Origin of the sequence: Streptomyces sp. NPDC079141, from assembly GCF_040686775.1 — a bacterium.
GTDB lineage: Bacteria > Actinomycetota > Actinomycetes > Streptomycetales > Streptomycetaceae > Streptomyces.
The window spans coordinates 44,784-58,045 of the sequence record NZ_JBFBLP010000003.1; the positions used below are offsets into that span (position 1 = coordinate 44,784).

General features: G+C 72.2%; 17 protein-coding genes. 9 read left to right on the forward strand and 8 right to left on the reverse strand.

Features of this window, described 5'->3' with window-relative positions:
• Positions 1-8: 8 nt before the first annotated feature.
• The gene (locus AB0Q90_RS09845; protein ID WP_363162133.1) at positions 9-1,232 is read right to left on the reverse strand and encodes a low temperature requirement protein A; all 1,224 of its coding nucleotides are present in this window, start codon (positions 1,230-1,232) and stop codon (positions 9-11) included.
• A 216-nt stretch (positions 1,233-1,448) separates the two neighbouring features.
• Here AB0Q90_RS09845 and AB0Q90_RS09850 point away from each other — a divergent pair, with 216 nt between their 5' ends.
• A complete protein-coding gene (locus AB0Q90_RS09850; RefSeq protein ID WP_363162134.1) occupies positions 1,449-2,081 on the forward strand; it encodes a PadR family transcriptional regulator in 633 nt (210 codons plus the stop codon).
• Positions 2,082-2,171: 90 nt separating this feature from the next.
• On the opposite strand, the gene AB0Q90_RS09855 is transcribed toward AB0Q90_RS09850, so the two are convergent.
• Positions 2,172-2,606: an SRPBCC family protein gene (locus AB0Q90_RS09855; protein WP_363162135.1), complete on the reverse strand. Its 435-nt coding sequence runs from the start codon at positions 2,604-2,606 to the stop codon at positions 2,172-2,174.
• Positions 2,607-2,731: 125 nt separating this feature from the next.
• Positions 2,732-2,899: a hypothetical protein gene (locus tag AB0Q90_RS09860; protein ID WP_363162136.1), complete on the reverse strand. Its 168-nt coding sequence runs from the start codon at positions 2,897-2,899 to the stop codon at positions 2,732-2,734.
• A 217-nt stretch (positions 2,900-3,116) separates the two neighbouring features.
• Here AB0Q90_RS09860 and AB0Q90_RS09865 point away from each other — a divergent pair, with 217 nt between their 5' ends.
• From AB0Q90_RS09865 to AB0Q90_RS09875, 3 genes are all read left to right on the forward strand, one after another.
• A complete protein-coding gene (locus tag AB0Q90_RS09865; protein WP_363162137.1) occupies positions 3,117-3,659 on the forward strand; it encodes a Clp protease N-terminal domain-containing protein in 543 nt (180 codons plus the stop codon).
• 73 nt (positions 3,660-3,732) lie between these two features.
• A complete protein-coding gene (locus tag AB0Q90_RS09870; protein WP_363162138.1) occupies positions 3,733-4,737 on the forward strand; it encodes an EamA family transporter in 1,005 nt (334 codons plus the stop codon).
• A gap of 151 nt (positions 4,738-4,888) precedes the next feature.
• Positions 4,889-5,821, forward strand: coding sequence for a DMT family transporter (locus AB0Q90_RS09875; RefSeq protein WP_363162139.1), 933 nt, complete (start codon positions 4,889-4,891; stop codon positions 5,819-5,821).
• On the opposite strand, the gene AB0Q90_RS09880 is transcribed toward AB0Q90_RS09875, so the two are convergent.
• Complete coding sequence (locus AB0Q90_RS09880; protein WP_363162297.1) at positions 5,808-6,491, reverse strand: pyridoxamine 5'-phosphate oxidase family protein; 684 nt, start codon at positions 6,489-6,491, stop codon at positions 5,808-5,810. The two genes, AB0Q90_RS09875 and AB0Q90_RS09880, sit on opposite strands and share 14 nt — an antisense overlap.
• Before the next feature lie 35 nt (positions 6,492-6,526).
• Between AB0Q90_RS09880 and AB0Q90_RS09885 the strand changes: the two genes are divergently transcribed.
• The gene (locus AB0Q90_RS09885) at positions 6,527-7,861 is read left to right on the forward strand and encodes an aminotransferase class I/II-fold pyridoxal phosphate-dependent enzyme (protein ID WP_363162140.1); all 1,335 of its coding nucleotides are present in this window, start codon (positions 6,527-6,529) and stop codon (positions 7,859-7,861) included.
• Here the strand turns inward: AB0Q90_RS09885 and AB0Q90_RS09890 are convergent.
• Positions 7,858-8,829 carry a DMT family transporter gene (locus AB0Q90_RS09890; RefSeq protein WP_363162141.1) on the reverse strand — a complete coding sequence of 324 codons (972 nt, stop codon included), beginning with the start codon at positions 8,827-8,829 and terminating at the stop codon, positions 7,858-7,860. The genes AB0Q90_RS09885 and AB0Q90_RS09890 overlap by 4 nt on opposite strands.
• 74 nt (positions 8,830-8,903) lie before the next feature.
• On the opposite strand from AB0Q90_RS09890, the gene AB0Q90_RS09895 reads away from it, so the two are divergent.
• Entirely contained in the window at positions 8,904-9,821 is a 918-nt protein-coding gene (locus AB0Q90_RS09895; RefSeq protein WP_363162142.1) for a LysR family transcriptional regulator, read from the forward strand.
• Here AB0Q90_RS09895 and AB0Q90_RS09900 read toward each other — a convergent pair.
• Positions 9,799-10,266 (reverse strand): pyridoxamine 5'-phosphate oxidase family protein, encoded by a 468-nt coding sequence (locus AB0Q90_RS09900; protein WP_363162143.1) that lies wholly within the window; start codon positions 10,264-10,266, stop codon positions 9,799-9,801. The two genes, AB0Q90_RS09895 and AB0Q90_RS09900, sit on opposite strands and share 23 nt — an antisense overlap.
• Before the next feature lie 154 nt (positions 10,267-10,420).
• On the opposite strand from AB0Q90_RS09900, the gene AB0Q90_RS09905 reads away from it, so the two are divergent.
• The gene (locus AB0Q90_RS09905; RefSeq protein WP_363162144.1) at positions 10,421-11,074 is read left to right on the forward strand and encodes a cysteine hydrolase; all 654 of its coding nucleotides are present in this window, start codon (positions 10,421-10,423) and stop codon (positions 11,072-11,074) included.
• Here AB0Q90_RS09905 and AB0Q90_RS09910 read toward each other — a convergent pair.
• Positions 11,061-11,480, reverse strand: a complete 420-nt coding sequence (locus tag AB0Q90_RS09910) for a Rieske (2Fe-2S) protein (RefSeq protein ID WP_363162145.1) — start codon at positions 11,478-11,480, stop codon at positions 11,061-11,063. The genes AB0Q90_RS09905 and AB0Q90_RS09910 overlap by 14 nt on opposite strands.
• Positions 11,481-11,576: 96 nt before the next feature.
• On the opposite strand from AB0Q90_RS09910, the gene AB0Q90_RS09915 reads away from it, so the two are divergent.
• Complete coding sequence (locus AB0Q90_RS09915; protein WP_363162146.1) at positions 11,577-12,332, forward strand: HipA family kinase; 756 nt, start codon at positions 11,577-11,579, stop codon at positions 12,330-12,332.
• Positions 12,329-12,745 (forward strand): DUF3037 domain-containing protein, encoded by a 417-nt coding sequence (locus tag AB0Q90_RS09920; protein ID WP_363162147.1) that lies wholly within the window; start codon positions 12,329-12,331, stop codon positions 12,743-12,745. Before AB0Q90_RS09915 ends, AB0Q90_RS09920 begins: the two co-directional genes overlap by 4 nt.
• A 1-nt stretch (position 12,746) precedes the next feature.
• Here AB0Q90_RS09920 and AB0Q90_RS09925 read toward each other — a convergent pair whose 3' ends face one another.
• The gene (locus AB0Q90_RS09925; protein ID WP_363162148.1) at positions 12,747-13,145 is read right to left on the reverse strand and encodes an excalibur calcium-binding protein; all 399 of its coding nucleotides are present in this window, start codon (positions 13,143-13,145) and stop codon (positions 12,747-12,749) included.
• Positions 13,146-13,262 lie beyond the last annotated feature (117 nt).

Consider the following 13,262-nt stretch of genomic DNA (forward strand, 5'->3'; position numbering starts at 1 on the left):
CCCCTGTCTCAGCCGATCTGGTCCGATGGGGTAGCCACCACGGTCACATGCGGCCGGGCCAAGGAGTCCTGAACGAGAACCAGGGCCGTCACCAGCGCGGCCAGGAGGGCCAGGGCGACGAGGGACGGGACGAGGGTGACAGCGGGGCCGGCGGCGAGACAGACGGCCCCGCTGACGAGAAGGGCCGGGGAGCGGTGGTTCGCGGTGCGCAGCAGCACGGCGGCCGAGGCGAGGAGGAACACACCGACGCCTCCGGGCAGGGCCCAGGCGACGATGCCGTGCAGGGGTTCGGCCAGGTCGTAGTGGTCGGTGTCGGCGACCTGTTGGAGGGCCTTCTTCATGCCGAGGGCCGTGATGACGACTCCTGCCACCAGCGGAAGGTGGAGGAAGGTGTACGCGTCACGGGCCAGCCGGGTGCGGTCGTCGCCGGACAGAGTGGTCAGCCGCTGCTCGGCCGTCTCGGCGAGCTGACGGAAGTACAGGCGCCACAGGCCTGCAGAGACGAGCAGTCCCAGTGCGGCGGCGGCCACGACCGGGGTGCTCAGCGGGAAGCCGGACACGCCGACACCGATGGCTACGATCGACTCGCCGAGGGCGATGATGACGATCAGGCCGTGGCGTTCGGCGAAGTGGCCAGGTGAGGCGACCCGCCAGCCCGACTTTCCGGTGAGGAAGATACCCAGGTAGTCGATGGCCACCGCGGCGAGCCAGATCAGTATCTGAGCCATGCCGGTGAAGGCCGCGCCCACGAGGAGCAGGGCGAAGGGCGGGGCCACCGAGAGCAGGGCCGTGCGGCGCAGGACGCGGTGCAGGGCCTGGTCGGTGGGTTCGGCGAGCCGGTATGTGACCAGGTGAAGGACGCGGACGGCGCCGTAGCAGAGGACGAAGACCAGCGGGGCGGGCAGTCCGCCGGGCGCGTCGTCGTAGATCTCGGGCACGGTCAGCGACACGATCAGGACAACGGCCATGACGGACACCAACACGGTGAACATCGCGCCGGAGTCGGCCCGCACCACGTTCCCCAGCCAGGCGAAACAGCACCAGCACCACCACAGCAGCGCCATCGCGACCATCCCGCCGAGCAGCCGCAGCCCGCTCGGGTCAGCCGCCATCAGCGCCGTGACCTGTGTGATCGCGTACACGAACACCAGGTCGAAGAAGAGTTCGGCCGGTGTCACCCGATGGTCGCCCCCGGTCGCGACCAGCCGCGACCGCTCACTGTTCGTCTCCACTGCTCCCCCTTCGGGGCGCCCCGCCGCCCACGGGCGGAACAATACCCACACCGGACATGGCCGACGACGGCTCTTGCGGCGGATCAGCTGAGACAGCAGCCGGCGTTCCCCGCTCCGGGCCCACATCACCTGAGACTCCCGGGCCTTGCCACGCGAAGTATTCCGATATATCGTTGAAGCATCGCGACTGATCAACGACTGAATGGAGTGATTGCGATGCGTTCCCATGGATTCGAACGTGGACACGGTGGTGCCGGTCGTCAGGGCCGCGGCGGTTTCGAGGGCCGGGGTGGATTCGACGGTCGGCGTGGTGCCTTCGGGCCCTTCGGGCCGGGTGGTCCCGGCTTCGGCGGACCGGGCTTCGGCCCGGGCGGCTGGGGGCCCAGGGGTCGCGGCGGACCGAGGGGGAGGGCACGGCGCGGAGACGTACGCGCCTCGATCCTCGCCCTGCTCAAGGACCGGCCGATGCACGGTTACGAGATGATCCAGGAGATCGCCGAGCGCAGTGGCGGGGCGTGGAAGCCCAGCCCCGGCTCGGTGTACCCCACCCTCCAACTGCTGGAGGACGAGGGCCTGATCACCAGCGCGAGCGAGGGCGGCAAGAAGCTGTTCTCGCTCACCGGGGCCGGTCGCACGGCGGCCGAAGACGGCCCCGAGGCCCCCTGGGAGGAGGCCTCGCGCGGGGTCGACTGGGAGGTCGTCAACGACATACGGCAGGCCGGCTTCGGCCTGATGGAGGCCTTCGGCCAGGTCTGGAAGACCGGCAGCAAGGAACAGCGCGAGAAGGCCCTCGCCGTCATCAACGAGGCCCGCAAGAAGCTGTACCTGATCCTCGCCGACGAGGACTGACGGCCGAGGGCCGACGAGAAGCGACGGCCTCCCCGCCGTGAGAAGGGCGCCCCGCGGAGCGATCCGCGGGGCGCCCTTGCCGTACGGCCGTCAGCTCACCAGCCCGGCCAGCTTGCGCAGCGACTCGTTCAGGGCCGCCGTCCCCGAGTCCTTGAGCCGGCCCGCCATCAACGACACCGCGGCACCGGTGAACTCCCCGTCGATGCGGACGGTCGTGGCGTCCCCGTCCGGGGACGGCGTCAGCGTGTAGCGCGTGGCGACGCTCACCGCCATCGGCCCCTTGCCGCGCAGGGCCAGCACCCGGGCCGGCTCCAGCTCCTCGATGGTCCACTCGACCTCGGCCGGGAAACCCATCAGCTTCATGTTCTCCTGGAAGGTGCCGCCCACTTCGAGGGCCGTCGGACCGCCCAGCGGGAAACTGGTGTGGGTCGCGTTCCACTCGCCGTACGCGGGCCAGTCCGTGAGCTGCGCCCACACCTTGTCGGCCGGTGCCCCGATACGTGCCTCCGCGCTGACTTCGGCCATGCGACCACCTCTTCGTCTCGGGCTGTGGTGTCGCGGAACGTAGCCGCAGGCCCTGCAACATTCAATACTGATGAACCGTCAGGAAATGTGGAGGTGCGGGGACGGTACGGGGACACCGGGCACCCTCAGCCGACGAGCTGTATCACCGCCGCGTCGAACAGATCCCACGCGCGCGGGAAGGTGCTCTCGTCGTGGCAGTGCCACGCGTCCCAGAACAGGTCGGCGAGCAGCGCGTCCTCCGGGGCGTAGACCCGGTAGACGTACTGTCTGCCGTCGACGGCCGGCAACGCCACCAGCCAGCACCTGCTCTCCATACCTCTGTTGGACGGGCGTGGAGGGGCCACGGTTGCGCGCGGGGCGCGGAGCAACGCGGCGCGCGCCCCTCGGGGGAAACGGCGTGATCTCATCCCCAAGGAGGAGATTCCGGCCCGCCGAGTCCACTCTGTGTGGGACGCGAAAATGCATCCCTCCGGGGATGACCCAAGGGCAAGCGGCTGATGAGGTGGGGACGTGCAACCGCGTATCCCCCACCAGCCGGCCCGTGACCAGGCCGGACGGCGCCCGGACAACGATGCCAGGCTCAGTGCCGAACTGGCAGCGGTCATCTCCGGTGCCCGCCGCCGGGCGGTGCGCGACGCGGACCGTCAGGTCGACACGGCCCATCTGCTGCACTCCCTGCTGGAGTACGACCCCGACGTGCGCGCCGTGTTCGACGGCGCCCCGCAGATCGCCCGGCTGCTCGGCTATCTCGTCCAGCGCAGCATCGGCTACGGACTGCGCTGGCAGGGCAGCGTCGAGGACTCCGGCGCCGTCCCCGTGGTGACCGAGGCCGAGGGCTTCTCGCCGCTGGCCGCCGGGGCGATGGAGTACGCCTGTGAGCGCGCCGCGCGCCGGGGCGACGAACCCGCGCGCGGGGTCGACCTGCTCGCGGCGATCGTCGTGGACAAGGAGGCCCGGGCGGTGGAGGTGCTCGCCCGCGCCGGGATCGACCCGGGCGAGGTCTTCGAGCGCATCGACAGCCGGCCCGACGAACGCGTCGAGCCCGGCTGCTGAGAGGGCCTGCCGCCGTCCAGCCGGTGAGACAGGTGTCATTGGGGGTGACGCTCATGTCATCCCCTGTCATCATGTGCCGGTGCGTACGACAGACAGCAGTCAGGGCAGCCGCAGAGAGGGCATGGGGCTCGGCCTCGCCCTCATCTCCGCGCTCGCCTTCGGTGGATCCGGTGTCGCGGCCAAGCCGCTGATCGAGGCGGGCCTGGACCCGCTGCACGTGGTGTGGCTGCGGGTGACCGGCGCGGCGCTGGTGATGCTGCCCCTCGCCGTGCGCCACCGCGCGCTCCTGCGCCGCCGCCCCGCACTGCTCGCCGGGTTCGGACTGCTCGGTGTGGCCGGCGTCCAGGCCTTCTACTTCGCCTCCATCTCCCGTATCCCGGTCGGCGTCGCACTGCTCGTCGAGTACCTCGCGCCGGCGCTCGTGCTCGGCTGGGTGCGGTTCGTGCAGCGGCGGCCGGTGACGCGCGCCGCCGCCCTCGGGGTGGTCCTCGCCGTCGGCGGCCTCGCCTGTGTCGTCGAGATCTGGTCCGGCCTCGGCTTCGACGCCCTGGGCCTGCTGCTCGCGCTCGGCGCGGCCTGCTGCCAGGTCGGCTACTTCGTCCTGTCCGACCAGGGCACCGACGCGGCCGAGCAGGCGCCCGACCCGCTCGGCGTCATCGCCTACGGCCTGCTCGTCGGCGCCGCCGTACTGACGGTCGTGGCCCGCCCCTGGACCATGGACCGGTCCGTCCTCACCGACACCGTGGACATGAACGGCACACTGGTCGCGGCCGGAGTGCTGCTGGCCTGGATCGTCCTCGTCGCCACGGTCCTCGCCTACGTCACCGGCGTGGTCTCGGTGCGCCGGCTCTCGCCGCAGGTCGCGGGCGTCGTCGCCTGCCTCGAAGCGGTCATCGCGACCGTGCTCGCCTGGGTGCTGCTCGGCGAGCACCTGTCGGCTCCGCAGATCATCGGCGGCGCGGTCGTCCTGCTCGGCGCCCTCATCGCCCAGTCCACGGCCCCCGCCAAGGGGTCCGCGGAGCCGGTGGCCAGCGGCGCCGGGGAAAAGGAGTTGTCGGCCCGCACCACCGCCTCCTAGGGTCCCGATCATGTACGCGCACACGCTCGTCCTCCCGCCGCCGGCCGCCTGAGGCGGGCCTCCGGTCGACGCCCCGGCATGCCGCCGGGGCGGACGGTGCTGCCCGCAGACGCAGTCCTTTTGACCTTCTGCGTATCTGCGGAGAGAACACGTGTCGCATGCTGCTTCCGGCCTGCCCATCGGGCGAGGCCTGCTGTATCTGATCGTTGCCGGTGTCGCCTGGGGCACCGCGGGCGCGGCCGCCTCGCTGGTCTACCGGACCAGTGACATGGGGCCCGTCGCCCTTTCCTTCTGGCGCTGCGCGACCGGACTCGCGCTGCTGCTGGCCGTCCACCTGCTGCGGCCGCGCGCTGCTGCCGGGCGGCCGGGACCGCTCGGCCGGCGGCTCCTGCGGGCGGGCGTGACGGGCATCGGGCTGGCCGTCTTCCAGACCGCCTACTTCGCCGCCGTCGAGATCACCGGCCTCGCCGTGGCCACCGTCGTCACCCTCGGCGCCGGTCCCGTGCTCATCACGCTGGGCGCCCGGCTGACCCTCGGCGAACGGCTCGGCCGGGGCGGCCTGGCCGCCGTTGCCGGGGCGCTCGCCGGACTGGCCGTCCTCGTGCTCGGCGGCGGGGGCGCGACCGTACGCCCGCTGGGCGTGCTCCTCGCCCTGGTCTCGGCGGCCGGCTACTCCGTCATGACCCTCCTCGCCCGCCACTGGGGCGGCGACGGCGACGTCTCCGGGGCGACGGTGGGGGCGTTCGCGGTCACGAGCCTGTGCCTGCTGCCGTTCGCGCTGGCCGAGGGGCTGCTGCCGCAGACCGCGGAACCGGTCCGGCTGCTGGGGCTGCTGGCCTACATCGCGGCCGTGCCCACGGCGCTCGCCTACGCCCTCTACTTCGCGGGCGCCGCGGTCGTACGGTCCGCCACGGTCTCCGTGATCATGCTGCTGGAGCCGGTCGCCGCGGCAGGGCTCGCCGTCGTCCTGCTCGGTGAACGGCTGACCGCCGCCACGCTGGCCGGCACCCTGCTGATGCTGGGGTCGGTCGCCGGGCTCGCGGCGGCGGAGACCCGCCGGGCGGGGGAGCTCACCGGGCCTTGAGGTACTCGGGGACCTCGGTGCCGGGGGCGAGGTCGGCGTCGGCGAGGGGCGTGTCGTAGCCCTTGCGCAGCGGGACGACGCCGGCCCAGTACGGCAGCGCGAGGTCCTCGGGCTCGTCGTTGACGCCGCCGGTGCGGAGCTTGGCGGAGACCTCATTCAGGTCGAGGCGGATGACGGCCGTGGCGGCCAGTTCCTTCTTGTTGGCGGGGCGGGAGTCCGCGGAGCGGCCCGGCACGACGTGGTCGACCAGCGCGTCCAGGGCGATCCGCTTCTCCTCGGGGTCCGTCACCTGGTGGGCGACGCCGTGCACGACCACGGACCGGTAGTTCATCGAGTGGTGGAAGGCGGAACGGGCCAGGATCAGCGCGTCGACGTGTGTCACGGTCAGGCAGACCGGCAGCCCCGGGTCGGCCTGCCCCGTCATCCGCAGCGGGCGCGAGCCGGTCGAGCCGTGGACGTAGAGACGGTCGCCGACCCGGCCGTACAGCGTCGGCAGCACCACCGGCGCGCCGTCCCGGACGAAGCCGAGATGGCAGACGTAGGCCTCGTCGAGTATCGAGTGCACCAGTTCCTTGTCGTACGACGCGCGCTCGGCGGAACGGGTGGGGACCGTGCGGTCGGTCGGCGTGTAGGCGGCGGGCTGTGACGTCGGCTGCTGGGTCCCCGGCATTGCGATCTCCATTGCACTAGTGCATAATCTGCTTTGTGCTAGGAGGATATCGGATCACGGGTCGGCGTGCAGCGGAGATTTCGGCGAGCGTCGAGGCGGCGGTGGGTGCGGGGGAGCTGGAGCCCGGACAACTGCTGCCTCCCATGCGGGAGTTGGCGATCGAGCTGGGGGTGAACCCCAACACCGTCGCCGCCGCGTACCGCACCCTGCGCGAGCGCGGGGTCATCGAGACCGCCGGACGCCGGGGCAGCCGGGTGCGGCCCAGACCCGCCACCACCGGGCGCGAGTACGTCAGGGTCGATGTCCCCACGGGAGTGCGCGACGTGGCGAACGGCAACCCGGATCCGGCGCTGCTGCCGCCGCTGGCCGGCGTGTTCGCGGCCGCGGCCGAACGGGGCGACCGGCATCCGGTGCTCTACGGCGACGAACCCGTGGACCCGGAGCTGGCCCGCGCCGCCCGGACCGGGCTGGACGCGGACGGTGTGCCGGACGGGCCGATTGCCGTCACCTCCGGCTCGCTCGACGCCATAGAGCGCGTCCTCGCGGCACATCTGAAGCCCGGTGACACCGTCGCCGTCGAGGACCCCGGCTGGGGCAGCGTCCTCGATCTGATCCCGGCCCTCGGTCTGCGGATCGCCCCCGTCGGCGTCGACGACGACGGCCCGCTCCCCGACGACGTACGCCGCGCCCTCGACGCCGGGGCGCGCGCCCTCGTCGTCACCGACCGGGCGCAGAACCCGACCGGCGCCGCGGTGAGCGCCGCACGCGCGCGTGCGCTGCGATCCGTGCTCCGCGAGCACCCCGACACCCTGCTGATCGAGGACGACCACGGGCACGCGATCGTCGACCAGCCCCTGCACCCGCTGGCCGGCACCACCCGCCACTGGGCCTTCATGCGCTCGGTCGCCAAGGCCTACGGCCCCGACCTGCGGCTCGCCGTGCTCACCGGCGACCCCGTCACCCTCGACCGGGTGCGCGGCCGCCAGCGCCTCGGTCCCGGCTGGGTCAGCCTGATCGTCCAGCGCGCGGTCGTACGGCTGTGGAACGACGGCGTGATCGACCCCAAGTCGGTGGCGGCGGCCTACGGCCGACGCCGCGACCTGCTGATCGACGCGCTCGCGGAGCGTGGCATCGAGGCCCGCGGCCGCAGCGGCATGAACGTCTGGATCCCCGTCCCCGACGAAACCGGTGCCGTGGCCCGCCTCCTCCACGTCGGCTGGGCCGTCGCCCCCGGCGCCCGCTTCCGCATGGGCAGCGCCCAGCCCGGCATCCGCGTCACCATCTCGACACTGACCCACGCGGACACCACGCGCCTCGCGGACGCAATCGCTTCGGCGGTGGGGCGGGCGCCGGGTCGGGGGCTCGTCTAAGGCCTCGCCTCGGCGGGCACCCGCTCTGTCGTCGTCCCGTCAGGCCCGGGCTTCTCGCCGGTGCTGCCCTGCGCCCGCGGCCGCATCTGCGTCAAGGCTGCCCCCGCCAGGACGATTGCCGCGCCGATGGGGGTCGACCAGGTCAGGGATTCGCCGAGCAGGGCGACGCCCGCGGCCGTGGCGATGACCGGGATGAAGTAGGTGACCATCTGGGCCGTTGTGGGGCCGACCTCGGCGACCAGGCCGTACTGGAGGAGGACCGCGATGCCGGTGCCGAGGGCGCCGAGGGCGGTGACGGCGAGCAGGGGCAGGACGGGGAAGTGGGTGGGGAACGAGGTGAACAGGGGGGTGACGAGCGCTAGTTGGAGGGTGGCCAGCAGCAGCTGGGCGCCGGTCAGGGACAGGTTCGAGGAGTTGGTGCCGGCGAGTGTGCGGCGGACGTAGATCCAGCCGATCGGGTAGCTGAGCGAGGCCAGCAGGGCCATCCCCGTGCCCCTGGCGTCCAGGCCGGTGAAGCCCTGCCAGGCGCCGAGCACCGTCAGGACGCCGAGGAAGCCCAGGCCGAGGCCGGCGACGCGCAGCCGGGTGGGTCGGTCCTCGGACAGGGCGATCAGGGACAGGGCCATGCCCCACAGGGGCGAGGTCGCGTTGCAGATGCCCGCGAGCGTCGACGGGATCGTCAGCTCCGCGTACGAGAACAGCGAGAACGGCAGCGCGTTCAGGAGGAACGCGGCGACCGTCAGGTGGGCCCACGTGCGTGCCCCACGCGGGAGCCGCTCCCGCTTCACCGCCATCGCCACCGCCAGTACCGCCGTGCCGAACAGCAGCCGGCCGAGCGTGACCTGGAAGGGCGCAAAGCCCTCGGTGCCCACCTTGATGAGCAGGAAGCTGAAGCCCCAGATCAGGGAGAGGGTGGCGAAACGCAGGCGCCAGTCGAGCGCCGCACGGGAAGCGGTGGCGGTGGTCATGGGATCACCCTGCGGCACCAAAACCTCGTAGCACAAGTGAGTTTTTCCGAGCCGTATCTCGTAGTATTGCTTACATGTTGAACCTGGAGCGCCTGCGCACCCTCGACGCCCTCGCCCGGCACGGCTCGGTCAGCGGCGCGGCCGAGGGGCTGCACATCACGACGTCCGCCGTCTCCCAGCAGATGTCCAAGCTGGAGCGCGAGGTCGGCCAGCAGCTCCTCGCCAAGAACGGCCGTGGCGTGCGGCTCACGGACGCGGGCCGGCTGCTCGCCGAGCACGCCGCGCGGATCCTGTCCCAGGTCGAGCTCGCCCAGTCCGACCTGGAGGCGCAGCGCGGTCAGGTCGCCGGCGAGCTGAGACTGTCGGCGTTCCCGACCGCCGCGCGCGGGCTGTTCCCGACCGCCCTCGCGGCGCTGCGCGCGGAGCACCCGGCGCTGCGGCTGCGCTCCTGCGAACTGGAGCCGGAGAACGGCGTCGCCGGTGTGGTGCGCGGCGATCTCGACCTCGCCGTGGTGCTCGACTGGTACAACAAGCCGATGCCGCTGCCGGACGGCCTGGTGAAGGCGCCCATCCTGGACGACCCCGCCGATGTGGCGATGCCGGTCGGCCACCGGTTCGCCGGCCGGGCGGAGGTGGACCTCGCCGAGTTCGCCGAGGACGAGTGGATCACCTGGGGCCAGGGCGAGTTCTGCCACGAGTGGCTGATGTTCACGCTGCGCTCCAAGGGCATCGAACCGATCGTCGGCCACCGCGCCGCCGAGACGCACACCCAGCTCGGGCTGGTCGCCGCGGGGCTGGGTGTGTGCGTCGTCCCGCTGCTCGGGCGCCACCCGATGCCGCCCGAGGTCGTCACCGTGCCGCTCAAGCAGCGGGTGCGGCGCCATGTGTACGTCGTGTGGCGCGCGGACGCCGACCGCCGCCCCTCGATCAGGGCGGCGGTGAAGGCACTGCGGGCGGCGGGGGAGAGCGTTACAGGGTCGCCAGCTTCCTGAAGTCCCAGGACACGGTCTTGGCGGGCGTCAGTCGCAGCCAGGCGTGCCGGCCGTCGTGCGGCATCTCCTCCAGGCCGAAGTTCTTGCGGGCGAACAGCGTCTCCGGCACGTCGAGTTCGGCGCGCAGCTCCCCGGTGCGCGGGATCTCGCCCACGAACTCCACCGTGCCGGACAGCTCGACGCCGCGCAGCTCGTCGTACTCCTCGCCCGTGTCGACCACGACCGCCACCCGGGGGTCGCGCCGCAGGTCGGCCCAGCGCTTGCTGCGCACCACCGAGTACAGCCAGAGCGAGGTCCCGTCCCAGGCGAACCACAGCGTGCTCACGTGCGGAGCGCCGTCCGCCGACACCGTGGCGAGCCGGCAGGTGCGCTGGGTGGTCAGGAACTCGTCCAGCTCGACCGGTGTCATCATGATCTTCCGGCCCCGGCGCTGAGTGACGGTCATACGGCCCCCTCTTCTCCCACGTCGTGCCAGAGAAGGTCCTCCCCGATGAGGAGATCCTCTGACATCACGTCAGAAAAGGATGGGTCGTCTTCCGTCGTCGCGCAATGGTGGCTAACCTCGCCCGCCCCACACCGCCGGCTCCCAGGGGGCACACATGCCGTCGAACGACCAGCTCAGCGAACTCCTCCACCCGGACCGCACCGTGCTGCTCACCGTCGAGTGCCAGCAGGGCGTCGTCGGACCGGACAGCGCACTGCCCGAACTCGCCAAGCAGGCCCGCTCCTCGGGCGCCCTGGCCAACGTCGCCCGCCTGGTGGAGGTGGCCCACGAGACCGGCGTTCAGGTCGTCCACGCGGTCGCCGAGCGCCGCCCCGACGGCCGCGGCGCGAGCCGCAACGCCCGCCTCTTCCGCGCCGCAGAACGCCTCCCCGTCCAGCAGCTGTCCGGCACCACCGCCGTCCGCATCGCCGCCCCGATCGAGGTCACCGAGGAGGACTTCGTCGTACGACGGCTGCACGGGCTGTCGCCGATCCAGGGCACCGACGTCGACGCCCTGCTGCGCAACCTGGGCTGCCGCACGCTGGTCGTGACCGGGGTCTCCGCCAACGTGGCGATCCCCAACGCCGTGTTCGACGCCGTGAACCGCGGCTACACCGCCGTCGTGCCCACGGACGCGATAGCCGGCGTGCCCGCCGAGTACACCCCCGCGATGATCCGGCACACGCTCGCCCTGGTCGCCACCCTGGTGACCACCGACGAGGCGATCGGCGCCCTGAGGCGGTCACGGGGCCGGCTCAGGCAAGCGTGATCGAGTCCCCGTCCACGGTGACCTCGCGCGCGGGCAGCGGCTTCGGCGCGGGTCCGCCCTGCACGCTGCCGTCCTCGATCGAGAACCTGCTCTTGTGGCACGGGCAGGTGATCGAGCCGCCGGAGACGCCCGTCACCGGACATCCCTGGTGGGTGCACTCGTACGAGAAGGCCTTGAACGTGCCCTGCGTCGGCTGGGTGACGACCACCTTGTGGTCCTTGAGCACCTTGCCGCCGCCCTCGGGGATGTCCGAGGTCTTCGCCACGACGGTCCCGGCGGACGCGGACGACGACTCGTCCTCCGACCCGCACGCGTTCAGCCCGAAGGACAGTCCCACGGCGCCCACCGCCGCCACGACGGTTCGGCGGCTCGGGGTCGCGAGCGGCTGGAGCGATTCGCTGGTCATGCCGGCCTTCCCTTCCACGTTCGGATCACACTCAGAGGTACGGGCCAGGCGCGTCCGCCGTTCAGGCCGCCGACGACTCCCCAGTAACCTGGGGCGATGCTCAAGGAAGTGATCGCGACCCGCTTCATCACGCCCCTGCGTGAGGGCGGCTCGCTGCCGGGGCTCGTCGAGGCCGACGACTTCGGGACCTACGTCCTGAAGTTCACCGGAGCCGGACAGGGCCGCAAGACGCTGATCGCCGAGGTCGTGTGCGGCGAACTCGCCCGCCGGCTGGGGTTCCGCATGCCCCGTCTCGTGACGATCGCCCTCGATCCGGTGCTGGGCCTCGGCGAACCCGAGCAGCAGGTGCAGGACCTCCTCAGGTCCAGCGGCGGCCTCAACCTCGGCATGGACTTCCTGTCCGGTGCGCTCGGCTTCGACCCCCTGGCCTTCACCGTCAGCCCCGAGGAGGCCGGGCGGATCGTCTGGTTCGACGCGCTGGTGAACAACGTCGACCGCTCCTGGCGCAACCCCAACCTGCTGATGCTGCACGGCGAACTGTGGCTCATCGACCACGGCGCCACCATGATCTGGCACCACAACTGGCCCGGCGCCGAAGCCTCCGCGGCCCGCCCCTACGACGCCTCCGACCACGCCCTCGCGCCCTTCGGCCCGGATGTCGCCGCGGCCGCCGCCGAGTTGGCGCCCCTCGTCACCGAGGACCTCCTCGCCGAGGTCACCGCCGAGATCCCGGACGACTGGCTGGCGGGGGAGCGCGGCTTCGAGGACCCGGAGGACCTCAGGCGGGCCTACGCGCGCCCGCTCCTGGCCCGGGCCGGCGTCATCCACGAGCGAATCGAGGGCACCAAGTGAGCGATGACCGCCACTTCATCAAGGGGGGCCCGAGCGACCGCGAGGTCTTCGAGTACGCCGTCCTGCGCGTCGTACCCCGCGTGGAGCGCGGCGAGTGCATCAACGCCGGAGTGCTCGTCTACTGCCGCGCCAAGGCCTACGTCGGCGCCCGCACCCATCTCGACGAGGCCCGACTGCTGGCCCTCGACCCGAACGCCGACCTGGCCGGCGTACGCGCCGCGCTCCATGCGGTGGAGCGCGTCTGCTCCGGCGGCGACACGGCGGGCCAGGCCGCCTCCGACGACGCGGGCCGCCGCTTCCGCTGGCTCATCGCCCCCCGCTCCACCATCGTCCAGCCCGGCCCGGTCCACACCGGCCTGACAGCCGACCCGGCGGCCGAGACGGAACGGCTGCTGGAGCTGCTCGTACGGTGACTCAGGACCGGCGGCGCCGGACCACGTAACCGGCCGCGAGGGCGCCGCCGGCGACGAAGGCCAGCCCGGCGCCCGTCTCCCAGGCGCTCGGGCCGGAATCCGACGCTCCGCCCAGCCCGCCACGCACGCCCAGCGTCGGGGTGACGGCGGTGGGCGTGGGCGTCGCGGAGGTCACGGCGGAGCCGCGCCGGGGCAGCGCCTCGCAGGCGATCCCGTCGTCCGGGCCCTGATCCTCGTCGAGGCGGTTCGGATCCTGGCGGTTGGCGTCGTACACGGCTTGCGCGTCCTCCTGGTAGGTGAAGTTCGCGCAGTCCAGATCCTGTGCGTGAGCGGTGTTGGCCAGCGGCACGATCGCGGCTATCGCGATCAGTGTGCCGACGGCACCGGTGCGACGGCGCATGGCACGTCTCCTTTCCGGCCAATGAGTGGCCCGGGTTCGACGCTATGAGCCACATGGCTCAGGGGCCGCGCTCAGATGCGCTGATCGGGTGCCCCCGGGGAGGCCCGTGCGGGACCA

What these genes read in the sequence shown, in the direction of transcription:
- AB0Q90_RS09850 (WP_363162134.1), top strand. Translation starts at nt 1,449, where the DNA reads ATGCGTTCCCATGGATTCGAACGTGGACACGGTGGTGCCGGTCGTCAG.
- AB0Q90_RS09855 (WP_363162135.1), bottom strand. Translation starts at nt 2,606, where the DNA reads ATGGCCGAAGTCAGCGCGGAGGCACGTATCGGGGCACCGGCCGACAAG.
- AB0Q90_RS09880 (WP_363162297.1), bottom strand. Translation starts at nt 6,491, where the DNA reads ATGCCGGGGACCCAGCAGCCGACGTCACAGCCCGCCGCCTACACGCCG.
- AB0Q90_RS09890 (WP_363162141.1), bottom strand. Translation starts at nt 8,829, where the DNA reads ATGACCACCGCCACCGCTTCCCGTGCGGCGCTCGACTGGCGCCTGCGT.
- AB0Q90_RS09895 (WP_363162142.1), top strand. Translation starts at nt 8,904, where the DNA reads ATGTTGAACCTGGAGCGCCTGCGCACCCTCGACGCCCTCGCCCGGCAC.
- AB0Q90_RS09900 (WP_363162143.1), bottom strand. Translation starts at nt 10,266, where the DNA reads ATGACCGTCACTCAGCGCCGGGGCCGGAAGATCATGATGACACCGGTC.
- AB0Q90_RS09905 (WP_363162144.1), top strand. Translation starts at nt 10,421, where the DNA reads ATGCCGTCGAACGACCAGCTCAGCGAACTCCTCCACCCGGACCGCACC.
- AB0Q90_RS09910 (WP_363162145.1), bottom strand. Translation starts at nt 11,480, where the DNA reads ATGACCAGCGAATCGCTCCAGCCGCTCGCGACCCCGAGCCGCCGAACC.
- AB0Q90_RS09915 (WP_363162146.1), top strand. Translation starts at nt 11,577, where the DNA reads ATGCTCAAGGAAGTGATCGCGACCCGCTTCATCACGCCCCTGCGTGAG.
- AB0Q90_RS09925 (WP_363162148.1), bottom strand. Translation starts at nt 13,145, where the DNA reads ATGCGCCGTCGCACCGGTGCCGTCGGCACACTGATCGCGATAGCCGCG.